General features: G+C 69.4%; 18 protein-coding genes. 6 read left to right on the forward strand and 12 right to left on the reverse strand.

The window, feature by feature from the left end:
* Positions 1-2 precede the first annotated feature (2 nt).
* From AC5WJ1_RS24665 to AC5WJ1_RS24675, 3 genes are all read right to left on the reverse strand, one after another.
* A complete protein-coding gene (locus AC5WJ1_RS24665) occupies positions 3-1,394 on the reverse strand; it encodes an MFS transporter (protein ID WP_133096023.1) in 1,392 nt (463 codons plus the stop codon).
* Between the two features lie 148 nt (positions 1,395-1,542).
* Positions 1,543-4,986, reverse strand: a complete 3,444-nt coding sequence (locus AC5WJ1_RS24670) for an ATP-binding protein (RefSeq protein ID WP_195426940.1) — start codon at positions 4,984-4,986, stop codon at positions 1,543-1,545.
* Between the two features lie 26 nt (positions 4,987-5,012).
* A complete protein-coding gene (locus AC5WJ1_RS24675) occupies positions 5,013-5,660 on the reverse strand; it encodes a response regulator (protein ID WP_135703043.1) in 648 nt (215 codons plus the stop codon).
* Positions 5,661-6,035: 375 nt separating this feature from the next.
* Between AC5WJ1_RS24675 and AC5WJ1_RS24680 the strand changes: the two genes are divergently transcribed.
* Both AC5WJ1_RS24680 and AC5WJ1_RS24685 read left to right on the forward strand, forming a co-directional pair.
* Complete coding sequence (locus tag AC5WJ1_RS24680) at positions 6,036-6,293, forward strand: FmdB family zinc ribbon protein (protein WP_371704464.1); 258 nt, start codon at positions 6,036-6,038, stop codon at positions 6,291-6,293.
* Positions 6,294-6,474: 181 nt separating this feature from the next.
* Positions 6,475-6,726 carry a hypothetical protein gene (locus AC5WJ1_RS24685; RefSeq protein WP_135703042.1) on the forward strand — a complete coding sequence of 84 codons (252 nt, stop codon included), beginning with the start codon at positions 6,475-6,477 and terminating at the stop codon, positions 6,724-6,726.
* Between the two features lie 57 nt (positions 6,727-6,783).
* Here AC5WJ1_RS24685 and AC5WJ1_RS24690 read toward each other — a convergent pair whose 3' ends face one another.
* Together AC5WJ1_RS24690 and folE are read right to left on the reverse strand one after the other, a co-directional pair.
* A complete protein-coding gene (locus AC5WJ1_RS24690; protein ID WP_133095711.1) occupies positions 6,784-7,227 on the reverse strand; it encodes a BLUF domain-containing protein in 444 nt (147 codons plus the stop codon).
* 56 nt (positions 7,228-7,283) lie between these two features.
* Positions 7,284-8,033: a GTP cyclohydrolase I gene (folE, locus tag AC5WJ1_RS24695; RefSeq protein WP_133095710.1), complete on the reverse strand. Its 750-nt coding sequence runs from the start codon at positions 8,031-8,033 to the stop codon at positions 7,284-7,286.
* A gap of 323 nt (positions 8,034-8,356) precedes the next feature.
* Between folE and AC5WJ1_RS24700 the strand changes: the two genes are divergently transcribed.
* The gene (locus AC5WJ1_RS24700) at positions 8,357-8,554 is read left to right on the forward strand and encodes an arsenite efflux pump ArsB (protein WP_240745822.1); all 198 of its coding nucleotides are present in this window, start codon (positions 8,357-8,359) and stop codon (positions 8,552-8,554) included.
* A gap of 44 nt (positions 8,555-8,598) precedes the next feature.
* Here AC5WJ1_RS24700 and AC5WJ1_RS24705 read toward each other — a convergent pair whose 3' ends face one another.
* The 3 genes from AC5WJ1_RS24705 to AC5WJ1_RS24715 are packed head-to-tail and all read right to left on the reverse strand — an operon-like array spanning position 8,599 to position 13,075.
* Positions 8,599-9,852 carry an arsenic transporter gene (locus AC5WJ1_RS24705; RefSeq protein WP_133095709.1) on the reverse strand — a complete coding sequence of 418 codons (1,254 nt, stop codon included), beginning with the start codon at positions 9,850-9,852 and terminating at the stop codon, positions 8,599-8,601.
* Between the two features lie 45 nt (positions 9,853-9,897).
* Positions 9,898-12,045 carry a penicillin-binding protein 1A gene (locus AC5WJ1_RS24710; protein WP_494476622.1) on the reverse strand — a complete coding sequence of 716 codons (2,148 nt, stop codon included), beginning with the start codon at positions 12,043-12,045 and terminating at the stop codon, positions 9,898-9,900.
* A 55-nt stretch (positions 12,046-12,100) separates the two neighbouring features.
* Positions 12,101-13,075, reverse strand: coding sequence for an alpha/beta hydrolase (locus tag AC5WJ1_RS24715; protein WP_494476623.1), 975 nt, complete (start codon positions 13,073-13,075; stop codon positions 12,101-12,103).
* Between the two features lie 206 nt (positions 13,076-13,281).
* Here AC5WJ1_RS24715 and AC5WJ1_RS24720 point away from each other — a divergent pair, with 206 nt between their 5' ends.
* Together AC5WJ1_RS24720 and AC5WJ1_RS24725 are read left to right on the forward strand one after the other, a co-directional pair.
* A complete protein-coding gene (locus tag AC5WJ1_RS24720; protein WP_133095706.1) occupies positions 13,282-13,524 on the forward strand; it encodes a hypothetical protein in 243 nt (80 codons plus the stop codon).
* A gap of 179 nt (positions 13,525-13,703) precedes the next feature.
* A complete protein-coding gene (locus tag AC5WJ1_RS24725; protein ID WP_494476624.1) occupies positions 13,704-15,665 on the forward strand; it encodes a sigma-54-dependent Fis family transcriptional regulator in 1,962 nt (653 codons plus the stop codon).
* A gap of 6 nt (positions 15,666-15,671) precedes the next feature.
* Here AC5WJ1_RS24725 and AC5WJ1_RS24730 read toward each other — a convergent pair whose 3' ends face one another.
* From AC5WJ1_RS24730 to AC5WJ1_RS24745, 4 genes are all read right to left on the reverse strand, one after another.
* A complete protein-coding gene (locus tag AC5WJ1_RS24730) occupies positions 15,672-16,067 on the reverse strand; it encodes a DUF779 domain-containing protein (protein ID WP_133095704.1) in 396 nt (131 codons plus the stop codon).
* 14 nt (positions 16,068-16,081) lie between these two features.
* Complete coding sequence (gene adhP, locus AC5WJ1_RS24735; RefSeq protein ID WP_133095703.1) at positions 16,082-17,110, reverse strand: alcohol dehydrogenase AdhP; 1,029 nt, start codon at positions 17,108-17,110, stop codon at positions 16,082-16,084.
* Positions 17,111-17,225: 115 nt separating this feature from the next.
* The gene (adh, locus tag AC5WJ1_RS24740; protein ID WP_494476625.1) at positions 17,226-18,746 is read right to left on the reverse strand and encodes an aldehyde dehydrogenase; all 1,521 of its coding nucleotides are present in this window, start codon (positions 18,744-18,746) and stop codon (positions 17,226-17,228) included.
* 249 nt (positions 18,747-18,995) lie between these two features.
* On the reverse strand, positions 18,996-21,482 hold the full coding sequence (locus AC5WJ1_RS24745; RefSeq protein ID WP_494476626.1) for a GcvT family protein: 2,487 nt from the start codon (positions 21,480-21,482) through the stop codon (positions 18,996-18,998).
* Positions 21,483-21,787: 305 nt separating this feature from the next.
* Here AC5WJ1_RS24745 and AC5WJ1_RS24750 point away from each other — a divergent pair, with 305 nt between their 5' ends.
* Positions 21,788-22,831: a sigma-54 interaction domain-containing protein gene (locus AC5WJ1_RS24750; RefSeq protein WP_240745821.1), complete on the forward strand. Its 1,044-nt coding sequence runs from the start codon at positions 21,788-21,790 to the stop codon at positions 22,829-22,831.
* Positions 22,832-22,870 lie beyond the last annotated feature (39 nt).

The raw sequence follows: 22,870 nt of genomic DNA on the forward strand, positions 1-22,870 counted from the left end.
CTTCAGGCGTCCGGCTCCGCCGCCGCCTGCGCATTGCCTTCGCCGCTGGGATCGCGCAGCCGGCTCAGGCTGATGAGGGCGCCGACGGTTGCGACCGCCGCCGCCACATACAGCGCGATGCGCGCGGCGCCGTCCGGCGCCAGGCTGAACAGCAGTGCCACCAGCGCCGTGCCGGTGGTCTGGCCCAGCAGCCGCGTGGTCGCCTGCGCGCCGCTGGCGCCGCCGCTGCGTGCCGGCGGCGTGGCGCCGATCATGGCGCGGTTGTTAGGTGACTGGAAGAAGCCGAAGCCCATACCGCACAGCGCCATGCGCCACGCTATGTCGAGGCTGCTTGCATCCGCTCCCAGCGTTGCCAGCCCTACCAGCCCGCCGGCCAGCATGGCCAGCCCGAGGCCGGCGAGGATGCTGGCCGGGTAGCGGTCCGACAGCCGCCCCGACAGCGCCGCCATCACCGCCACCATCGTCGGCCACGGCGTGATCAGCAGCCCGGTCTCCTGCAGCGAGCGGCCAAGCTGGTATTCGAGGTAGAAGGGCAGCGCCACGAAGGACAGCATCTGCGTCATGAACGAGCAGAACGAGGTGCCCACCGCCAGCGCGAAGGCCCGGCTGGCAAACAGGTCCACCGGCACCAGCGGCGCGGCGCGGCCGCGCTGGCGCCGCACCAGCAGCCATCCCAGCACGATCGCCGCGGCAAGCCCCGCGACGCCGGCCGCGCGCCAGGCTGCATGGCCGAGCCCGTCCACGCCCAGGATAAACAGCCCGAACACCAGTGCCGACAGCAGCGCGCTGGGATAGTCGAACTCGCGCGGCTGCGGCGGCGTTGCCGGCAGCGCGCGCCGGCTCAGCACCAGCGCCAGGATGGCCACCGGCACGTTCACCGCGAACAGCCACTGCCAGCTGGCTACCGCCAGGATGATCGCCCCCAGCGAAGGCGCCACCGCAATGGTCACGCCCACCACCAGCGCGTTCAGCCCGATGCCGCGGCCCAGCTTCGTGGGCGGGTAGATAAAGCGCACCAGCGCGGTATTGACGCTCATGATGCCGGCGCCGCCGATGCCCTGCAGCACGCGCGCCGCCACCAGCATCGGCAGGTTGACCGAGAGCGCGCACAGCAGCGAGCCGACCAGGAAGGTTGCGAGCCCGGCACGGTACACACGCTTGTAGCCGAGGATGTCGCCCAGCGACGACAGCGGCAGCAGGCACACGGTCACCGTGAGCTGGTACGCGTTGACGACCCAGATGGTGCTCGACGGCTCCGCGTGCAGTTCGCGCGAGATGGAGGGCAGGGCGATGTTAGCGATCGAGCCATCGAGCACGGCCATGATCAGGCCAAAGAAAACGGTGAGGATCGCCCAGGTGCGTTGCGGCTGGGGGAGGCCTTGTTCTGGCTGCATCGGGAAAGACATTGGAGACAATGCCGGGCCGCGGAAAAACCGCATGAAGACCCGGATGGCTGGCCGCTGGCGCGGCCTCGCCCATTATCGTCCGGCGTCGCGGTCCTCGCAAATCCGCGAATTGTGGTAGGCGTCCCGCGCGCAACGCTCAGGCTGCCACGGCGGTGTCCTGCATATAGCCGCGCAGCCTTTCGCGCAGCGCCGCCGCCGCCGCGGCGATCGCGGGTGTCCAGCCTCCGGCCGCGGCGCACAGCGCTTCCAGTGCCCGGCACTCGCGCACGATCGAGTTACGCCGCACGATCATGAAGGCGCCGGCCACGGAGTGCGTCCAGCAACGCAGCGCAGGCAGCTCGCACTGCGCGATGATGCGTTCCAGCTCGGGCAGGTCCTGCCGCAGCTGGGAGCGCAGCATGGCTTCATAGCGCTCGCGGTCGGCGGCGGCGGGATCCGTGCCGGCGCCGGCGGGTGGGGCGGCTTGTGCCCGGCCGCGACCGGGCAGGTTGCGCAGGCATGCCTGCAGGTCCTGCAGCGACGCCGGCTTGGACACATAGCCGGCGAACCCGCGCTGGCGCCAGTCGGCCAACCACTCGCTGCGCGCGAACGCGCTGAACGCCAGCACCGGCACGCCGGCATGCCGGGCGCGTACCGCTTCGAGCAGTTCATAGCCATCCATGCCGGGCATCCGGATGTCGGTCAGCACGGCGTCGACCGGCGTGGTCTCCAGCACGGCCAGCGCCTGCCTGCCGTGGCTTACGACGATCGGCTGGCAGCCGAGCGCCTGCAGCTGTTCGGCGATCAGGGCCTGGTTCAGCGCATTGTCTTCTGCCACCAGGATGGTCGGCACGGTTGCGGCCGCGTCAGCGGAAGGCGTTGCTGCCCCGGCCGCGTTGCCGCCTTCGCCGGCATGCAATGCCACGCCCGCGGCAGCGTTCTCGCAAGCCTCGGCTACGCACGCCAGCAGCGCGCGGTGGCTGAACGCGGTGACTTCCAGGATGCCGGGCGCCCGCTGTTGCGGCCGATGGGGGCCGTCCGGCGTGACCCACGCCACGGTGGCGGGCACCGTTTCGCGCAGCGCGTCCAGTGATGCCAGCGTGAAATCGTCGCTGGCCACGATGGCCCGGACCGGCGTGAAGGCCTGATATTCCCGGGCTGCCTCGACGGACGCCAGCACGCTGGTGTGCCAGCCGGCAGACTGCAGCCACGCGTCCAGGCTTGCGGCGGTGCGCGCGTCCTGGCACAGCACCATGACGTGGCCGCGCCCGTGTCCGGGCCCGTTTCCGCGCCCGTTTCCGCGCCGCGCTGCAGCCCCGGCCGCCGCCGGTACCGCCTGCACGCCGCGGGCCGGGATGGTCACCGTGAAGGCGCTGCCCACGTCAGGCACGCTGGCCACCGCGATGCTGCCGCCCATCAGTTCGCACAGGCGCGCGCAGATCGACAGCCCGAGGCCGGTGCCGCCGTAGCGGCTGGCACCGGCGCCATCGCCCTGCACGAACGGCTGGAATGCCCGCTCCATCAGCGCGGGCGGCATGCCGATGCCCGAATCGCTGACGCGGCAGACCAGTTGCGGCACGCCGTGTTCATTCGCCACCAGCTCGCCGCTGAGGGCGATGCGGCCGCTGGTGGTGAACTTGAAGGCATTGCTGAGGAGGTTGTTGATCACCTGCACCAGGCGTGTACGGTCGCCGGTGATGTCCACGTCGAGCGACGGCGACAGGTGCAGGCTCAAGTGCAGCGGGCGCCCGGCCGTCATCGGCGCATAGGCCAGCGCCACGCTCTCCAGCGCGTCGACGGGGCGGAACGGTTCCTCGACCAGTTCGAGCTTGCCGGCATCGATCTTGGAAAAATCCAGCACGTCGTTGACGATGCGCCGCAGCGCTTCGGCCGCCGTGTCGAGGACCTTCAGCCTGGGCGCATGCGGCTCCAGCCCGGGGCTGCGCGCAAGCAGTTCCAGGTTGCCCAGCAGCGCATTGAGCGGCGTGCGGATCTCGTGGCTCATGGCGGCGAAGAAGGTCGAGCGCGCGCGCATCATCGACTCGGTTGCCTGCTGCGCCGAGCGCAACTGGTCCTGCAGCGCCTGTTGCGCGGTGCAGTCGTGCACTGCGCAGAACAGCACGTCGTCGTCGCGGTAGCGTGCAGGCGCATAGGTGACCTGCAGGAAGCGCCCGGCATCGGCGGACGGTGCCATCGCTGGCGTTGCGACCGTGAAGCTGGCGATCGCGTCCGGCCTCTTGCCGCCATCGCGCGGCTGCCTGCCGAAGGCCTCCACCAGCGGCTGCGGCATGGGCCCGCACGGTTGCCGCTGCAGCAAGGTATCGGCCTGCTGGTTTGACATCAGCACGGCGTAGTCGCGCCGCCGCACGATGCACAGGCCAACCGGCGTGGCACTGACGAGAATGTGGTTCATCAGCTCGCTTTCCAGCGCGCGCGACGCATCGGCATGCATGCGCCGCAGCAGGTTCCGGCTCCAGTAGCGCGCGGTGAGGACAATGCCGCCCACCAGCACCAGGATGGCGGCGACAATGCCGGCCAGCTCGGGGGCCAATGCGTCCGCCAGCAACCGGTACGGCAGGAAATAGACCAGCCGGCCAAGGCCGGCCTGCAGCGGTTGCACCAGCAGCACGCCCGAGCCGGTGTATTGCAGCGAATCCTGTGGCCGGTCGCGAGCGCGCCCGGTCAGGCTGTGCAAGGTCTCCGCGGGGATCATGCCGTCGCGCGGCGAGATGTCGATAATGTCGTCGGATTCGTTGAGCAGCACCAGCAGCGCCGGGTCGGATGGCCGTTGCAGTGCCGCGAGAAATCCCTGGGCCGGGATGCAGGCAGCGACCAGCGTGGTGGGGATATCGCCCGCGTAGGCGGCGCTGGCCAGCGCCATGATCGCGCTGTCGTCGACCGGATGCCGCAGCGGCCCCAGCCACACCTGCCGGTCGGGGGCCGGGACGGCATGGCCAGTGCGGTCCAGCAAGGCTTCGTTCAGGCGCGTGCGCAGCAGCGGGATCAGGGTGGGGTCGAGCGCCATCGGTGCGCGCGCCCCGGATTCCGGCTGGCGGATGACGACGGCACTGTCCTCGTCCAGCGACACCGCGAAGGCGTCGTGGTCGAGGTTGAACGCCTGCTGTGTGGCCATGGTCGCCATGGCCAGCTGGCGCAGGCGGGCGAACTCCGAAGGCAGCCTGGCTCCCCAGGCCTGGCGCGTGGCCTCGGCAGCGAGCAGGTGGTAGTCCTTGTGCACCGCCTCGACATGGACGCTGGCCGCGCCGGTGCGCAGAAACGACTCGAACGCGGGATCGCGGACCGGATCCGGGGCTGGCGTATCGCGCTGGTAGCGCAGCGTCAGCACGCTGCGGCGCAGGAACGAGGACTCGTTCTGCAGCAGCTGCGTCAGCGACGCGACGTATTGCGCCGCGTGGCCGCGCCGGTAGTCGAGGTGCCTGGCGGCAGCCAGCCCGGCCAGCAGCAGGCCCGAGAACACCACCATGGCGACCAGTACAGCGATGGTGGCCGCATAGCGCTGCTGCTGCCGGCGGGATTGCTCGGCCAGGGCGTCAAAGGCGCTGGCCAGCGATTCGCGCGTGCGTTCCAGGGATGGCTGCATCGGCGCGGGTCTACGTTGCCAGGGGTTCAGATAAGGCCGTTTTCATACGCGTAGCGGATCAGGCCGGTGTTGGTCTGCACCCCGAGCTTGCGCATGGCAACAGTCTTCTGGCTGGAAATGGTGCTGACCGAGCGCCCGAGCTTGCCGGCGATGTCCGCGAGCTGGATCCCCTGCGCATAAAGCCTGACCACCTCCAGTTCGCGCAGCGTCAGTTCGGTCGCCGGCGCCGCGGCGAGCGCGGCGCTGTCAAGGATGGCCTGCGCCGCAGGCGAGTGGTAGCGACCATCGCAGGCGACAACCTGGAGGCAGGCCCGCACCACTTCATCGATCGGGTCTTCCTTGCTGACGTAGGCGCGCGCGCCCAGCTTCATGGCGCGGCGGATGATGGCGGCATTGGCCTGGGCACTGACCACTACGATGCGGGTCAGCGGATGGCGGCGCGCGAGCCGGTTCAGCAGGTTGAAGCCGTCCGACGAGGCATCGCCCCGGCCCATGCAGAAGTCGGTGATGGCAATGTCGGCGGGCTCGCGGTCGAGCGCGGCCAGCAGTTCCGTGCCGTTGCCGCAGTTGCTGGTGACCTGGAAGTTGGGCGTGCGCTGCAGGCAGTCCTGCAGCGCGACCATGACCAGCGGATGGTCGTCCGCCAGGGCGACACGGATGATTCGGTCGTACATCGTTTTCTAGTCCTCCGGGTTCTTGGCGCTTGCCTGGCCGGGGCCCCTGCAGGCGCCGCGGCGTCACCCAAAATCCGCATTCTGGCTATGTTCCCGGCGCCCCTGAATCGCAATTCGGCTAGTTCGCGGTCACTGCGGTCGTACGGACGGGCAGGTGGAATACAAGGGTACGGCCTGAACCCCACATGCATTGACGGCGAACTGCGCGAAGGCTGCGCGATTTTTCCGCGGATCGCGCGCAATGGCATTTGCGGGACATCAACGCATGGCGCAGCAGTGTCCTTACCGAGGAAGTGGATTGCCGGCGACATATGCCGGCGCGCCGGCAGCAGCAGCCATCGAACTTTCACGTTGGCCCGCGCACGCTGTCCTAGAATGAACCTGACACGCGCCCGCGGCCATCATGCCGCGCAGGCCCGGCTCGCGCCGGGTGGCGCTTGCGGCGCGTGCCGCGTGGGGGAATTTGCCATGCCCGTCTATCAATACCGCTGCGAGAAGTGCGGTCATGTGTTCGAGAAAACCGAGCATCTCGCGGAACATGTCTCTGCCCATCCGAATTGCCCGAAATGCGGCAGCCAGTCCGTCCAGCACGCGCCGGCCCCGTTCGTGGCAGTGACCCAGCGCAAGAGCTGAGCCGTAACAGCAACGTCCCAGGAGATTTGCGCTCCGCCGCGAGGCCGCAGCGGGGCGCTGGCGTGCATGCCGCCGGACAAAGCCGGCGGGATGCCGAGTGGTTTTTTATGCGTGGCGCATGCACCGCCACGCGCGTTCGCGCTGCGCGCAAGCGGCGATCTCAACCTTGACGGAGGATGCCATGGCCACGAGACCGTTTTCCCAGTTTCCCGCCGACGAGCAGCAACAGGTAACGCAGGTTTGCATGCATGTCGGGATTGCAACCGAGGCGTTCCAGATCACGGACGAGGGCGGCGGCGAGGGACGCCGCGTCAGCGTGAAGCGGCTGGGCACGGACGCGGTCAGCGTCTATGAGGCCGGGCCGGGTTCGGCCTGGGTCGAGGAATTCGAGAGCGATCTCGAATGCGGCCTGTTCGGGCGCGTGGCGGCGTAGCGCGGGAGCGCCGGGAGAAGAGCGCCGAGGGGCGCAAGACACCGCTGGCAGCGCGGCTCAGTGCCGGCCGCGCTCGCCCAGGCGCGACACTACCGAGGCGCCGGCAATCAGTTCCTTGAGCAGTGCCAGCGAGGCCGCGCCGCTGGTCCGGAACGGATCGAGTTCGGCGTGTGCCGAGAACTTCAGCAGCGTCGCGGTGTTGATGCGCGCCGCGTTGACCTGCCCCATGGCCCAGCCGGCAAAGTCGCGCGTGCAGGTCTCCTCGAAATGCAGCAGCGTCACGTCCTGGTGGCGCGGATCGCGCGTGATCGACTGGAACAGCTGCGAGACCTCCTGCCGGTCGCCTTCGAGCGCCTGCAGGAAGATGCCGTTGCCGTGGCACAGCACGCCGGTGATGCCGTGGCGCGGGTTGCGTTCCAGGCTGGTGGCCAGGATCGCATCGAGCAGGGCCGTGTCGATGGCCTGGCGGGCACGGCTGGCATAGATCAGGCGGACTAGCATGGTCGTGGCGGTTCCGTAATGGGGAAGGGGCGGAGGCTGGTGCGGAGACGGGGCACCTAGCCGCGGTTGTTGTTCAGCAGCGTGAGGAATTCGCGCCGCAGGCTGTCGTCCTTCAGGAAGGAGCCGCGCATCACGCTGTTGGTCATCTTGGCGTCGGTGTCGCGCACGCCGCGCCAGTGCATGCAGAAGTGCTCGGCCTCCATCACGATGGCAAGGCCGTCGGGATTCATCTTTTCCTGCAGCAGGTCGGCCACCTGCGCCACGGCTTCTTCCTGGATCTGCGGCCGGCACATGATCCACTCCGCCAGCCGCGCGTACTTGGACAGGCCGATCAGGTTGGAATGCTGGTTGGGCATGACCCCGATCCACAGCTTGCCGAGGATCGGGCACAAGTGGTGCGAGCAGGCACTGCGCACGCGCAGCGGGCCCACGATCATCAGCTCGTTGAGCTGGCCGACGTTGGGAAACTCGGTCACTGCCGGGGGCTTCGCGTAGCGGCCGGCGAAGATTTCCTTCAGGTACATCTTGGCCACGCGCCGCGCGGTTTCCTGCGTGTTGTGGTCGTTGTCGACGTCGATTACCAGTGCGCGCAGCACGCCTTCGATGCGGGACTGGACCTCGGCCTGCAGCTGCTCCAGCTCGCCCGGCTCGATATAGCGGGCGATATTGTCGTTGGCGTGGTAGCGTTCCTGCGCCGCCAGCAGGCGCGCGCGGATCCGCTCCGAGACGGAGGAGGCCGGGTCGCCGGCCGCCGCGTCGGCCGGGTGGAGATCATGCGCGCGGCGTGCCGCGTCCTTGCTGTTCATGGGTAGCGTGGTGGTTGCGGATGGATTCCGGAGTGGTCCCGGAGTGTTCCGGCATGGGCGCCGGCGGGTGTGCCGGATTCACTATATGGCAGATGCGGTGGCCCGACAACCTACGCTGCCGCGCGTCCCGAGGACCGTTGCCCACTGCCGGACGCGCCGCATAGCGCACACTCCCGCGTGCCTCCGTGAATAGTTCGTGACAACGCTCGTCGTCGTCCCGCGCGACGCCGACAAACGCACATAATGTCCGCAAACATGAGCCGCCCGCCACCTCGATGGCGGGCGTACCGCAAGTTGCGGCCTTACTTTTTGTCGGGAACAACGTGACCTTGCCGATCGCCTTTCCGTGCAGCAGCCTGATGCTGATCCATGTCGTGACGGTACCGCTGCCGGCAACGCCGGTGGAAACGGGTGTGGCGGAGCATCACGCCAGCGCGGCCCGTGCGGGCAAGCCCGGCTTGCGGCGGCCGATCGCCGTGGGCGCACGCGTGCCGACCGGCGGGCGTACCACCACCGGCTGAGGCGCGCGGCAGCGTGCCGGACCCGTTCAGGCGCCCCGCAACACCTACCAGAGCAGCAGCGCCAGCGCCGGGACCATCGCGGCCGGCATGACGATCGCGCCCAGGCGCAGGAACTGGCCGGCGCTGACCATATGCCCCTCGCGGCGCAGCGCGGTGAGCCACAGCAGCGTGGCCAGCGAGCCGGTCACCGACAGGTTCGGGCCCAGGTCGATGCCGATCAGCACCGCGCCGGTGACCGCGTGCGACGCATCGCCCGCGGACAGCGCCGACGCCGCGATCAGCCCCGCCGGCAGGTTGTTGGCGATATTGCCCGCCAGCGTCACCAGCCCGCCCACCGCCAGCAGCGCCAGCGCACCGCCATCGCGCGAGGCGGCCGCGACCGCATCGGCCAGGTAGCCGATCACCGACGTCTGTTCCAGCGCGGCCACCAGCACGAACAGGCCGGCCACCATCGGCAGCACGCTCCACGAGACTTCGCCCAGCGCCGGCAGCAGCAGGTCGCGCCGGGTGGCGCAGACCAGCAGCAGCGTGGCCACGCCCGCGGCGCAGGTGGGCCAGCCCAGCTCACTGCCGCGCAGCGACGCCACCAGCAGCGTGATGCCGGTCAGCACGATGCCCAGCGCGGTCAGCCAGGCCTGCAGCGACAGCGGCGGCACCGGGACGTCGCTGCCGATCGGCTCGGCCAACGCATGGCGCTGGGTCCACCACAGCGCGGCCAGCGTCGCCAGTATCGCGGCCAGCGACGGCAGCGCGAAGCTCGCCAGCCATCCCGCCAGCGGCGGCATGCGCTCGCCGAAGATCACCAGGTTGGCAGGATTCGAGATCGGCAGCACGAAGCTGGCCGCGTTGGCGATGAACGCGCACGCGTACAGGTAGGGCAGCGGATGGCGCACGCGCGCCGCACGCGTGGCGGCCAGCACCGCGGGCGTGAGCACCACCGCGGTGGCATCGTTCGACATGAATGCCGTAACCAGCGTGCCGAAGCCATATACCAGCAGGAACAGCCGCAGCGCCGAGCCGCGCGCCTGGCGCACCGCCAGCGCGGCGACGTGGTCGAACAGGCCGGTCTTGCGGGCCAGTTCGGAGATCAGCATCATGCCGGCCAGGAACAGGTAGACGTCGTAGCCACGCATGACCGCGGCGAATGCGTCGGGCAGCGCCAGCAGTCCGGTGGCGCACAGCAGCAGGGCGCCGGCGGCGGCCCAGAATGCCTCGGGCAGGCGGAAGGGGCGGAACAGGACGCCGGCGGTGGTCAGCGCGGCGACCGACCAGATCAGCAGCGGGCTGTGGCTGGACATCGGGATGGGCTCGAAGTGGGGTGAGGCGGCGGGAAAGCGAGGAGTTTACAGGCCGTCCCGGCTGATGGAAACGCCGGGCGCGGCCACGGCGGCGGGCGCCGGCATGGCGGTGGCGGGAAGCTGCGTGCCCGCGGCCGGCGGCGCCGGGGATGTGGCGGGACTGGCCGGGGTGGCCGGGCTGGCGGCGTTGCTTGCCACCGGCGCCACGACCGGATCGGCTGCCGGCGTCACCGGCGCATCCGCCGGCGGCAGCGGGAAGCCGAGCGAGGCGATGCCACGGCTGCCGTCCGCATATTCCGCATACACCCAGTCGTTGTTCGCGCGCACCAGGCCGGCCGGGGCATCCGGCTGCGCCTCGGGGACGCCGGCCAGCCGCCCTTCCATGTACGCTGCCCACACCGGCAGCGCCGTGGTGGCGCCGAACTCATGCTCGCCCAGGCTGCGGTTGTCGTCGTAGCCCATCCACGCCACCGTGACCACGCCGCCGGCGTAGCCGGCGAACCAGCCGTCCATGGCTTCGTTGGTGGTGCCGGTCTTGCCGGCCACGTCGTCGCGGCGCAGGTAGCGGCGCACGCCCGCGCCGGTGCCTTCGTCGACCACGCTGCGCAGCAGGCTGTCCATTACGAAGGCATTGCGCGCGCTGATCACGCGCGTCGGCGCCGCGGCGCCATTGGCGCTGGTGTGGCTTGCTTCAAACAGCACGTTGCCCTCGCTGTCGGTGATGCGCTCGATCAGGTAGGGCTCCACGCGCTGGCCGCCGTTGGCGAACACGCCGTAGGCCGCGGCCAGGCGCAGCGGCGAGGTGGTGCCGGTGCCCAGCGCCAGCGGCAGGTAGCGCGGCAGCCGCCTGGGCGAGAAGCCGAAGCGGCTGGCGAACTCCACCGCATAGGGGATGCCGATCGCCTGCAGCGTGCGGATTGCCGGCAGGTTGCGCGATTCGGCCAGCGCCTGGCGCACGGTGACGGGGCCGACAAAGCGGCCGTCGTCGTTGGTCGGCTGCCAGCGCGACGAATTGGCCAGCGGCGTATCGTTGATGACCGTGCCCGGCGACACGCCGCGTTCCAGCGCGGCGGCATAAACGAAGGGCTTGAAGGTCGAGCCCGGCTGCCGCAGCGCCTGCGTGGCGTGGTTGAAGCGGCTGGTCCCGAAGTCCGCGCCACCCACCATCGCCTCGATCGCGCCGGTACTGGCGTCGAGCGACACCAGCGCCGCCTGCGGCCCCTGCGCCAGCTCAGGCACGGCCTTGCGGTGGCGGCGCGCATAGCGCTGCAGTCCGCCGCTCACGGCATCGTGGGCCAGCGTCTGCCGCACCGACGACACCGTGGTGTAGACGTTCAGTCCGCGCGTGTAGGCCTCGTCGCCAAAGCGCTCGCGCGCCAGCTGGCGCGCCAGTTCGGCCACGTATTCGGCATGGCCGGCGAAGCTGCCCGGCGTTTCGCCGGAGATGGCCAGGCGCTCGGCGCGGGCCGCGCGGTAGTCGTCCTGGCTGATCATGCCCAGCGCCAGCATGCGGCCCAGCACGTATTCCTGGCGGCGCTTGGCGCGCGGCAGGTTGGCCACCGGGTTCATGGTCGACGGCGCCTTGGGCAGCCCCGCCAGCATCGCGCTCTCGGCCAGCGACAGCGCCGCCAGCGGCTTGCCGAAATACGCATGCGCCGCGCTGCCGAAGCCATAGGCATGCTCGCCCAGGTAGACCTGGTTCATGTACAGCTCGAGGATGCGGTCCTTGGGCAGCGACTGGTCGATGCGCCATGCCAGCAGCATTTCATACCACTTGCGCGCCAGCGTCTTCTCGCGCGACAGGTAGAAATTGCGCGCGACCTGCATGGTGATGGTCGACGCGCCCTGTGCGTAGCCCTGGCCGAGGTTGGCCAGCGCGGCGCGGAACAGCCCGGGGATGTCGACGCCCTCGTGCTGGTAGAACTGGTCGTCCTCGGCCGCCAGCAGGGCCTGGACCATGCGCGGGGGAATCTGCTCGAAGGGGATGAATTCGCGGTGCTCGCTGCCGAATTCGCCGATCTGCACGTTGTCGCTGGTGTAGATCCGCAGCGGGACATCGGGGCGATAGTCGCGCAGGGCGTCGACCGGTGGAAGCTGCCGCAGGCTCAGCACCGCGGCAAAGCCGGCGAGCAGGCTGGCGGCCGCAGCCAGCGCCAGTATGGCGCCGCCTGCCTTGACTGCGATTTTTTTCATGCGCGCATTCTACCTGCTCCGCTACCTGCTCCGGGTCGCCGAACCGGCGGGGCGGTCATCGGGTGGCTGCCAGCGGCAGCGGGCTGCCGTCGTCGTCCCGCTCGGCGGGCGGGGCGATGGCGTCCGGCATGGCGTCGGGCACGGCATGGAGCGCCGGCGCGGTAGCGGCGGCGTTGTCCGGTTCCGGCTGCGCCGGCGCGGCTTCGGCCATGCGCAGCCGGGCCTCGCTGTGCTGGCGCGCGAACTCGAACAGCGACAGCCAGGTCTGCTGCTGTTCGATGATGGTGAAGTGGTCCGTGCCGGGCATGGTCTGCAGCGCGACCGGCCCGGGCCATGCTGCCATCAGCCGCTCCGAGCAGGCATGTGGCACGACCTCGTCCGACTCCGCCAGCAGCACCTTGGTGCTCTGCACGACCTTTTTGCAGTGCGAGATCGAATCGAAATGGTGGCGCATCAGCTGCCGCAGCGGCACCAGCGGGAAGCGCTTGCGCACCAGTTCCAGCATTGAGTCGTAGGGCGTGATCAGCTGCAGGCTCTCGAATTCCTGCAGGTCGGCCAGCTGGATCGCGACGCCGGTGCCGAGGCTGCGCCCGACCACGTGCACGCGGGTGTCGGGAAACACGCGCCGGACATGCAGCAGGAACTGGCTGGCATCGGCGACGGCCCCTGCCTCGGACGGACGGCCGTCGGAATGGCCCAGTCCGCGGTAGTCATAGGTGGCGAAGGCCATGCCTGCCGGCAGCCAGCGTGCGAATTGCAGCGTTTCCAGCACATCCTCGCCGCGTCCGGGCAGGTAGAACAGCAGGTCGCCCACGCTGTCGCCGGGCGCCTGGTAGATGTAGCCACGCACCACCCCGCCGGGAATCCTGTGCGAATACCCGATGATGCCGTCCGGCAGGTCGCGCGGCGGACGCCGGCGCGCGTCGAACAGCAGGCGGTCCTGGTTCAGCGTCAGGTAGGTCCAGTAGCAGGCGAAGCCGCTGGCAGTCATCAGCGCGGCGGCCAGCGCGTGGCGGGTCTTGAATCGCATGGCAAGTCTTCAGGTGCGCGGCGGGCGTGGCGCCGGGGGGCGCCGGCCATGCCGCCCAAGCTGCGCAGCCTACCTCATTTTTGACAGGCGCGGCCGCGCGGCGCAAGCCGGGCCGCGCAGTTCTTGTACGATATGCCTCATACACGCACACGCGCGCCCACCCCCACCGGCATCCCGGCCGACGGCGCGCCCAGGGAGCAAACCACATGAGCGAGCAGAAAGACGAGCAGTTCCGCGCCGAAGAGGCGCAGGCCATGGAGCGCGTGGTCGCGGCCACGCGCCAGGTACAGGTGGCATTCACCGCGCTGCAGGGTCACTATCCGCCGCAAGGCAGCGGCAAGCCATCCAAGCTCGCGCTGCAGACCTTCGATGCGGCGCTGCAGGCGCTGGAAGACGCCCAGGCGGCGTTCGACGAGATCCTGAACGACCTGCTCGACGAAAAACGCTGACCCAGCGCCCTGGGCGGCGCGGATCCCGTACACGGCCAGTCCGCTGTGATAAGGTTGCCGGACAACAGCCGCCCGGCCTGCCGCAGCGTCCGCCTGCGCGGCCTGCACGATGTGTGCAAGGGGACGGCAAGGCAGCGGCCGCCACGCGAGCCGCCAGCCGCCACTGGAGACCCGCCGTCATGCACCGTGCCGCCCATCCCGCTGCAGATCCCGCCGCAGACCTAGCGCTTTCCGGCGTCCAGCGCCACGGCGCCGAAGCAGGCGCAAATCCGGATGACACCGATCGCGCCGCGCTGATCGCGCGCGCGCATGCGCGCTCGGCCGGCTTCGGGCTCGATGCCGGCCACGCGCCGGGCTACGAGGCCCTTGCCGCACGCGCCCTGGGAGAGCTGGTCGACGCCAGCCGCGACCTGTACCGCCACGCGCTGCCGGTGATGGAAACCCTGCACGCGCAGATCGCCAACACCGACAGCATGGTGCTGCTGACCGACAGCAGCGGCGTGATCCTGCACAGCCTGGGCGACGGCGATTTCGTCGCGCGCGCCCGCCGCGTGGCGCTGGCGCCGGGCGTGTCATGGTCAGAACCCAGCAAGGGCACCAACGCCATCGGCACCGCGCTGGCCGAGGCGCGCCCCACCATCGTCCACGCCGGCGAGCACTTCCTGCAGGCCAACCACCAGCTCACCTGCTCGTGCGCGCCGATTGCCGGCCCCACCGGCGAGATCCTGGGCGCGCTCGACGTCAGCGGCGACCACCGCGGCTTCCATCGCCACACCATGGCGCTGGTGCGGATGTCGGCGCAGATGATCGAGAACCACCTGTTCGCCAACCATTTCCCCGAAGCCGTGCTGGTGCGCTTCCATGCGCGGCCGGAATTCGTCGGCACGCTGTTCGAGGGCATGGCGGCATTCACGCCCGACGGCGCCTTCCTGGCCGCCAACCGCAGCGGGCTGTTCCAGCTCGGGCTGGCGCCGCACGCGCTGGCGCTGTCAGGCTTTGCCGAGCTGTTCGGCCAGCCGGTGCGCATGGCGATGCAGGCGCGCGCGGCCGGAACGCTGCACGTGCTGACGCTGCCCAGCCGCGTGCAGGTGTTCGCGCGCATCGAATACCGCGCCGTGCCGGTCAGCGTGCGCCAGCCGCTGCCGGACGAGCCGCTGCCGCCCGCGCTGGCCGCGCTCGACACCGGCGACGCCGCCGTGGCGGCCGTATTGCGCCGCGTGCGCAAGGTCAGCGGCCGCGATATCCCGATCCTGGTCCAGGGCCGCACCGGCGCCGGCAAGGAGTGGCTGGCGCGCGCCATCCACGCCGCTTCGCCGCGCGCCAGGGGTCCCTTTGTCGCCGTCAATTGCGCGGCCATCCCCGAAACGCTGATCGAAGCCGAGCTGTTCGGCTATGAAGAAGGCGCCTTCACCGGCGCGCGCCGCCGCGGCTGCGCCGGCAAGCTGGCGCAGGCGCATGGCGGCACGCTGTTCCTCGATGAAATCGGCGACATGCCGCTGGCGCAGCAGGTGCGGCTGATGCGCGTGCTGCAGGAGCGCGCGGTGACGCCGCTGGGCGCGTCGCACGCGGTGCCGGTCGATGTGCGCGTGGTCTGCGCCACCCACCGCGACCTGCGCGCCATGATCGCCGACGGCACCTTCCGCGAAGACCTGTATTACCGCATCAATGCACTGGTGGTGACGCTGCCGGCGCTGTGCGAGCGCAGCGACCTGCCGGTGCTGGTGGAGCGGATCCTGCAACGGCAGCGGGAAGAGGCCGGGCCCGGATCACCGGTCCAGGTCAGCGCGCAGGTGCTGGCGTCGCTGCGCAGCCATCCGTGGCCGGGGAATATCCGGCAGCTCGCCAATGTGTTGCGCACGGCGGCGATACTGGCCGAGGGCGAGGCGGAGATCGGGTGTGAGCACCTGCCGGAGGGGTTTGAGCAGGAGTGCGGCGGGCCGGTGGAAGGGGCGCCGTCCGCGACCGCCGCGGCAGCACCTGCCTCACGTGAAAGCCATGCTCGCGACTTGCGTGGCTGGGAGGTCGGGGTCATCCGCGAGGCGCTGGCACGGCACAAGGGCAATGTCAGCCACGCTGCGCGCGAACTGGGTGTGTCGCGCAACACGATCTACAGGCGCTTGAAAGACCTGGGCGATACCTGAGACGCATCACGGAGCCGGCTGCGCCGCCAGCCACGCCGCCTCTTCATCGCTGAACAACTCCGACCGCGTCAGGAACCGCTGACCCGTCCGCCCCTCCAGCGAAAACATCCCGCCCGCGCCCGGCACCACGTCGATCACCAGCCGCGTGTGCTGCCAGTACTCGAACTGCGCGCGCGTCATGTAGAACGGCGCGCCGCCGATCTCGCCCAGCCGGACATCGGCCGGGCCGACCAGCAGCTCGCCGTCGGGGTAGCACATCGGCGCGCTGCCGTCGCAGCAGCCGCCGGACTGGTGGAACATCAGCGGGCCATGCCGCGCGGCCAGCTGCGCGATCAGCGCCAGCGCGGCGGGCGTTGCCACCACGCGGGCGACGGACGGGACGGCAGATGCGGAAGCCGGCATGACCCCACTCCTCGTCAGGCGTTGAAGTCCAGCACGACCCGGCCTTCGATCTTGCCGTCGCGCAGGCGCCCGAACACATTGTTGATGTCGTCGAGCTTCGCGGTGGACACCGTCGCCTTCACGTCGCCATGCGCGGCAAAGTCCAGCGATTCCTGCAGGTCGCTGCGCGTGCCGACGATCGAGCCGCGGATGGTGATGCCCTTGAGCACCACGTCGAAGATCGGCGTGCCGAACTCGCCCGGCGGCAGCCCGTTGAGCGCGATAGTGCCGCCGCGGCGCACCATGCCGATCGCCTGCGAAAATGCAATCGGCGACACCGCGGTGACCAGCACGCCATGCGCGCCGCCGATTTCCTTCTGCAGCCACGCGGCGGGATCGGTGGTGCGTGCGTTGACGGTGGCTTCGGCGCCGAGCTTGCGCGCCAGCGCGAGCTTGCCGTCATCGATATCGACCGCGGCCACGCGCAGACCCATGGCACGCGCGTACTGCACGGCCACGTGGCCGAGGCCGCCGATGCCGGAAATCACCACCCACTGGCCCGGCCGCGTATCGGTCACCTTCAGACCCTTGTAGACCGTCACGCCCGCGCACAGGATCGGCGCAATCTCTACAAAGCCGACCTTGTCGGGCAGCAGGCCCACGTAGTTGGGATCGGCGACGACATATTCGCCGTAGCCGCCGTTGACGGAATAGCCGGTGTTCTGCTGCTTCTCGCACAGCGTTTCCCAGCCTTGCAGGCAGTGTTCGCAATAGCCGCAGGCGCTGTAGAGCCAGGGCACGCCGACGCGGTCGCCTTCTTTCACGCGGGTCACGCCGCTGCCCACGGCGGAAACGTAGCCGACGCCTTCGTGGCCGGGGATAAAGGGCAGGGTGGGTTTGACCGGCCAGTCGCCGTCGGCGGCGTGCAGGTCGGTATGGCAGACACCGGAGGCCTCGATCTTTACCTGGATCTGGCCGGGGCCGGGTTGGGGAACAGGAACTTCGTCGATCGTGAGCGGCGCGCCGAATTCGCGCACCACGGCAGCTTTCATGGTTGCAGGCATCTCGACTCCTTCAATGACTCCTTGTCCGGGATGGCCCCGCGTCCGCGGGGCACAACCGGATCATGGCACGGGCAGGGCCGCAATAGGCGGCCATTGCGCCATGCCTTGAGCGTCGTCAGAAAAACCCGAGTGCGTTGGGGCTGTAGCTGACCAGCAGGTTCTTGGTCTGCTGGTAGTGGTCAAGCATCATGCGATGGTTCTCGCGGCCGATGCCGGACTGCTTGTATCCCCCGAATGCGGCATGCGCGGGATAAGCGTGGTAGCAGTTGGTCCACACGCGGCCCGCCTGGATGCCGCGGCCCATGCGGAATGCGCGCGCGCCGTCACGCGTCCACACGCCGGCGCCGAGGCCGTAGAGCGTGTCGTTGGCGATGGCGAGCGCCTCTTCCTCATCCTTGAAGGTAGTGACCGACACCACCGGCCCGAAGATCTCTTCCTGGAAGATGCGCATCTTGTTGTGCCCCGCGAACACGGTCGGCTTGACGTAGTAGCCACCCGCCAGGTCGCCGTCCAGCGCATTGCGCTCGCCGCCCGCCAGGCACTGCGCGCCTTCCTTGCGGCCCAGGTCGATGTACGACAGGATCTTCTCGAGCTGTTCCGCCGATGCCTGCGCACCGATCATGGTGCCCCGGTCGAGCGGATGGCCCTGGCGGATCGCCGCCACGCGCTTGAGCGCGCGTTCCATGAAGCGCTCGTAGATCGATTCCTGGATCAGCGCGCGCGACGGGCAGGTGCAGACCTCGCCCTGGTTCAGCGCGAACATGGCAAAGCCTTCGAGCGCCTTGTCGAAGTAAGCGTCGTCGGCGGCCAGCACGTCTTCGAAGAAGATGTTGGGCGACTTGCCGCCCAGCTCCAGCGTCACCGGGATGAGGTTCTGCGACGCGTATTGCATGATCAGCCGGCCGGTGGTGGTTTCGCCGGTGAAGGCCACCTTGCTGATGCGCGGGCTCGATGCCAGCGGCTTGCCCGCCTCCAGCCCGAAGCCATTGATCACGTTGACCACGCCGGGCGGCAGCAGGTCGCCGATCACCTCCATCAGCACCAGGATCGACGCGGGCGTCTGCTCGGCCGGCTTGAGCACCACGCAGTTGCCGGCGGCCAGCGCCGGCGCCAGCTTCCAGGTGGCCATCAGCAGCGGGAAGTTCCACGGGATGATCTGGCCGACCACGCCCAGCGGCTCATGGAAGTGGTAGGCGATAGTGTCGCCGTCGATCTCGGAGATGCCGCCTTCCTGCGAGCGGATGCAGCCGGCAAAGTAGCGGAAGTGGTCGACCGCCAGCGGCAGGTCGGCGGCGGTGGTCTCGCGCACGGGCTTGCCGTTGTCGATGGTCTCGGCCACCGCCAGCAGCGTCAGGTTGGCCTCGATGCGGTCGGCGATGCGGTTCAGGATGTTGGCGCGCTCGGTGGTGGAGGTGCGTCCCCATGCCGCCCTGGCGGCGTGCGCGGCATCGAGCGCGGCATCGACGTCCTGCTGGTTGGAGCGCGGCACGCGCGTGAACGGCTTGCCGGTGATCGGCGTGACCGACTCGAAGTACTCGCCGCCGGCGGGCGGCACCCACTGGCCGCCGATGTAGTTTTCGTACTGCTGCTTGTAGGGGTTGCTGACGCCCAGCTGGGCGATTTCCGCCATGTTCATGTCTCGCTCCGTTCGAAGGATTTGTGTCGTGTCGTCACGGCGTGGGACCGTGCGCACGGGAGCAGATCGCAAGAGGTGTGCCGGGGCGCGATAAGACGGAAACGCGGGGGAATTGGGAGGAATATCCGCGGAAATGAGCCAGGAATGTGTCACGCGCCGGCGGCGGTGTGCCAGCGCGTGACAGCGGTTGTTCCAGATTGGAACACCTATTCTCGTCGCAGCAGGTCGCCCTTGTTCCCCCGGCCCTGTTCAAGCCTTCGGGCGCGCGGATGCCGGATCGTAGGGCGCGCGCAGGTGTACGCGTGCGGGCAGCAGTTCGCCGGCCAGGTCGACGTGGTACGTGCCGGCTTCAAGCCACGCCGCATCGGCCGGCCCATCCTCGCGCGCCAGCAAGGCCATGCCGACCGGGCAGCCCAGCGTGTGGCCGAATGCGGCAGAACTGAGCGATCCCACTGCGCGCACGCTGCCGTCGGGGCCGGTGCGCAGCACGGCCTCTGCGCCCCACAGCATGGCGTCGCTCGCGCCATCCATCGTCACGACCACCATGCGCCGCGTGGGCGCGCCCGCCTGCCGCAGTTGCAGCAGCGCTTGCCGGCCGCGGAAGTCGATGCCGCTGGCCAGCTTGCAGGAGAACGACAGTCCCGCCTCGAACGGGTTGACCGACGGCGACAGCTCGCGGCCCCACGCGCGGTAGCCCTTTTCGAGCCGCAGCGATTCGATGGCGTAGTAGCCGGCATTGACCAGCCCGAGCGTGCGCCCGGCTTCATGCAGCGTCTCGTAGACGCCAACCGCGAATTCCACCGGCACGTACAGTTCCCAGCCCAGCTCGCCCACGTAGGTCAGGCGGGTCGCGCGCACGGTGGCATAGCCGAGGTCGATCTCGCGCGAACTGCCGAAGGGGAAGCCTTCGTTGGAGAAGTCCGCGCGCGACACCTTTTGCAGCAGCTCGCGCGAGCGCGGCCCCATCACCGCCAGCACCGCGTACTGGCCGGTGATGTCGACGATCACGCAGCGCTTGTCGGACGGGATCAGCCGCTCGATATAGCTGAAGTCGCGCGTGGCCTGCGCCGACCCGGTCACCACCAGGTACTGGTCGTGCGCCAGCCGCGTCACGGTCAGGTCGGACTCATAGGTGCCGCGTTGGTTGAGCATCGCGGTATAGACGGCCTGCCCCGGCGGCACCGCCACGTCGTTGCTCATCACGTACTGCAGCACCGCCTCGGCATCGATACCCTTGACCAGGTACTTGGAGAACGAGCTCATGTCGAAGAGCGCCACGCCTTCGCGGCAGGCACGGTGCTCGGCACCGCTCCACGGCAGCCAGTTCTGCCGGCCGAAGGCATATTCGATCCGCGGCGATGCGCCCGGCGGCGCGAAGAAGCTGGGCCGCTCCCAGCCCATCTTGCTGCCGAAACTCGCGCCGGCATCGCGCAGGTGCGCGTACAGCGGCGAGCGGCGGAACGGGCGCGCGGTCTCCAGCTCACGGTTCGGCCACGGCATCGCGTAGTGCAGGCCGAGCGTTTCCTTGACGCGGTCGTGCAGCCAGTTCTGGTTGCCGTTGAAGCCGGCGAAGCGGCGGATATCGACGGGCCACAGGTCCATGGTGGGTTCGCCCGCCACGATCCATTCCGCCAGCGCCATGCCGGCGCCGCCGGCGGAGGCGATGCCCATCGAGTTGAAGCCCGCGCCGACGTAGAAATTGCGCAGCTCCGGCGCCTCGCCGAGGATGAAGTTGTTGTCCGGCGTGAAGGATTCCGGGCCGTTGTAGAACTGCTTGACCTGCGCCGTTTCGAGCGCGGGCACGCGCACCAGCGCGTTTTCCATCAGGACCTGGAACTGGTCCCAGTCGTCGGGCAGCAGCTGGAACTCGAACGGCTCGGGAATGCCCTGCATGCCCCAAGGCTTGGCGTCAGGCTCGAAGCCGCCCATCACCAGCCCGCCGACTTCCTCCTTGAAGTAGATGAAGCCGTCCGGGTCGCGCATCACCGGCAGGTCGGGGTGCACGCCGGCGATGCGCCCGGTGACGATGTAGTAGTGCTCGGCCGAATGCAGCGGCACGGTCACGCCGCACATCAGGCCTACCTGCCGCGCCCACTGGCCGGCGCAGTTGACCACGATCTCGGCCTGCAGCCGCCCCTCGTCCCCGTTCTTGTTGCGCCAGCTGACGCCGGTGGCGCGGCCGTCGGCGCTATGGATCGCGGTGATCTTCGTGTCCTGCGCGATGATGGCGGCGCGGCTGCGCGCGCCGCGCGCCAGCGCCTGCGTCAGGTCGGTGGGATTGGCCTTGCCGTCGCCGGGCAGCCAGACCGCGCCGCGCAGGTCGTCGGTACGCATCGCCGGCCACAGCTCGCCGGCCTGCGAAGGGGAGATGACCTCGCACGCCACGCCATAGGCGCGCGCCACCGCCGCGGTGCGGCGCAGCTGCGTCATGCGCTCGGCGGTGCGCGCCACGGACAGGGAGCCGCATTGTTTCCAGCCGGTGCCGAGGCCGGTTTCCGCTTCCAGTTCGCTGTAGAGCTGCGTGGAGTAGCGGATCAGCTTCGTCATGCTTTCCTGCGAGCGCAGCTGGCCGACCAGCCCGGCGGCGTGCCAGGTGGTGCCGCACGACAGCTGGCCCTGCTCGAGCAGCACCACATCCTTCCAGCCCAGCTTCGTCAGGTGGTAGGCGACGCTGCAGCCGATGATGCCGCCGCCGATGATGACGACGCGGGTTTGGGCGGGGAGGGGGATAGGCATGGCGGGACTCGAGGGGCGCGGATCGAGGCTTGATGTTATTCCACAAAATGCCAATAAACAACACAAAAGGCAACAAAAATGCGCTTTCGCGTCGCCCTGCGAAACGCCTAAATCCTTGAATACAAGCTGCAAATGCCGTGTGAAAGCTGATCTGCGGCAAACTTAATTGCGTTTCGGCCGCCATGGGCTAGTGTGTAGCCATCCCGCCGCTTGCTGCTGCCCTGCACAAAGGCGCCGGGTGAGGCATTTGGGCCCGTGACGCGCGATGCTTGTCGCTGCGCTGCCGGCGCCGGGGGGAGGGAAAGATGTCTCCGAAGCAAGAATTCGCGCCTGCCGGCATCGCGCAGGCAGGGGAGGACGGCGTCATGCCGGACGGCGAGGACCCCGGCGGGTTGCTGGGATCCAGCCAGGTGTTCCGGGAGGCGATGGCGGTGGTGGCCCGGCTGGCCCGCGTCGACGTGCCCGTGCTGATCCTGGGCGAGACCGGCACCGGCAAGGAGCTGGTGGCGCGCAGCCTGCACTATCGCGGCGGGCGCCGCGACCGGCCCTTCGTCCCCGTGGATTGCGGCGCGTTGCCCGAAACGCTGTTCGAAGGCGAACTCTTCGGCCACGTGCGCGGCGCCTATACCGATGCGCGCCGCGATGCCGCCGGCCTGGTCGCGCAGGCAGAAGGGGGCACGCTCTTCTTCGACGAAATCCATGCGCTGTCCCTGCGCAGCCAGGCGTCGCTGCTGCGCTTCCTGCAGGACTTCCGCTACCGGCCGCTGGGTGCCCCGCACAGCCGCAAGGCCGACGTGCGCATCGTCGCCGCCACCAACCGCGAGCTGAAGCAGGGCGCCCAGGATGGCTGGTTCCGCGAAGACCTGCTCTATCGGCTCAACGTGGCCAACGTGCGCATGCCCAGCCTGAGGGAGCGTCCCGAAGACATCCCGCCGCTGGTCGAGCTGTTTGCGTCGCGCTTCTGTGCCCGCTATGGCTGGCCCGGCTGCCGGTTCGACCAGGCCTCGCTGGCGTGGATGCTGGCACAGCCGTGGCGGGGCAACGTGCGTGAGCTGGAGAACTTCGTGCAGCGCTGCCTGCTGTCGTGCGACGGGCGCGTGGTGCATGCCGAAGGCTGCCCGGCGACGCCCTGCACGGTCGACCTGGCCAGCGAGGCTGCGCCCGGCATGCAGCCATTCAAGGAGGCGCGCGACCAGGCCCTGGCGGCATTCGAGGCGGCCTACCTGCGCTCGGCGCTGGCGCGCAGCCACGGCAACGTGTCAGCGGCGGCGCGTGAGGCGGGCAAGGAGCGACGGGTCTTCGGAAGGTTGCTGAAGAAGCACGGCATCGATCGGGCCGAGTTCTCCTAGCCGGCTTGCAGGCGCGCTTGCGATACGGGCCGATTCAGG

This window comes from Cupriavidus sp. MEYA8, assembly GCF_059278825.1.

What these genes read in the sequence shown, in the direction of transcription:
- AC5WJ1_RS24675 (WP_135703043.1), bottom strand. Translation starts at nt 5,660, where the DNA reads ATGTACGACCGAATCATCCGTGTCGCCCTGGCGGACGACCATCCGCTG.
- AC5WJ1_RS24685 (WP_135703042.1), top strand. Translation starts at nt 6,475, where the DNA reads ATGGCCACGAGACCGTTTTCCCAGTTTCCCGCCGACGAGCAGCAACAG.
- adh (WP_494476625.1), bottom strand. Translation starts at nt 18,746, where the DNA reads ATGAACATGGCGGAAATCGCCCAGCTGGGCGTCAGCAACCCCTACAAG.
- AC5WJ1_RS24730 (WP_133095704.1), bottom strand. Translation starts at nt 16,067, where the DNA reads ATGCCGGCTTCCGCATCTGCCGTCCCGTCCGTCGCCCGCGTGGTGGCA.
- AC5WJ1_RS24670 (WP_195426940.1), bottom strand. Translation starts at nt 4,986, where the DNA reads ATGCAGCCATCCCTGGAACGCACGCGCGAATCGCTGGCCAGCGCCTTT.
- AC5WJ1_RS24665 (WP_133096023.1), bottom strand. Translation starts at nt 1,394, where the DNA reads ATGCAGCCAGAACAAGGCCTCCCCCAGCCGCAACGCACCTGGGCGATC.
- AC5WJ1_RS24745 (WP_494476626.1), bottom strand. Translation starts at nt 21,482, where the DNA reads ATGCCTATCCCCCTCCCCGCCCAAACCCGCGTCGTCATCATCGGCGGC.
- AC5WJ1_RS24750 (WP_240745821.1), top strand. Translation starts at nt 21,788, where the DNA reads ATGTCTCCGAAGCAAGAATTCGCGCCTGCCGGCATCGCGCAGGCAGGG.
- AC5WJ1_RS24680 (WP_371704464.1), top strand. Translation starts at nt 6,036, where the DNA reads ATGAACCTGACACGCGCCCGCGGCCATCATGCCGCGCAGGCCCGGCTC.
- AC5WJ1_RS24715 (WP_494476623.1), bottom strand. Translation starts at nt 13,075, where the DNA reads ATGCGATTCAAGACCCGCCACGCGCTGGCCGCCGCGCTGATGACTGCC.
- AC5WJ1_RS24710 (WP_494476622.1), bottom strand. Translation starts at nt 12,045, where the DNA reads ATGAAAAAAATCGCAGTCAAGGCAGGCGGCGCCATACTGGCGCTGGCT.
- AC5WJ1_RS24690 (WP_133095711.1), bottom strand. Translation starts at nt 7,227, where the DNA reads ATGCTAGTCCGCCTGATCTATGCCAGCCGTGCCCGCCAGGCCATCGAC.
- adhP (WP_133095703.1), bottom strand. Translation starts at nt 17,110, where the DNA reads ATGCCTGCAACCATGAAAGCTGCCGTGGTGCGCGAATTCGGCGCGCCG.
- folE (WP_133095710.1), bottom strand. Translation starts at nt 8,033, where the DNA reads ATGAACAGCAAGGACGCGGCACGCCGCGCGCATGATCTCCACCCGGCC.
- AC5WJ1_RS24705 (WP_133095709.1), bottom strand. Translation starts at nt 9,852, where the DNA reads ATGTCCAGCCACAGCCCGCTGCTGATCTGGTCGGTCGCCGCGCTGACC.
- AC5WJ1_RS24725 (WP_494476624.1), top strand. Translation starts at nt 13,704, where the DNA reads ATGCACCGTGCCGCCCATCCCGCTGCAGATCCCGCCGCAGACCTAGCG.
- AC5WJ1_RS24720 (WP_133095706.1), top strand. Translation starts at nt 13,282, where the DNA reads ATGAGCGAGCAGAAAGACGAGCAGTTCCGCGCCGAAGAGGCGCAGGCC.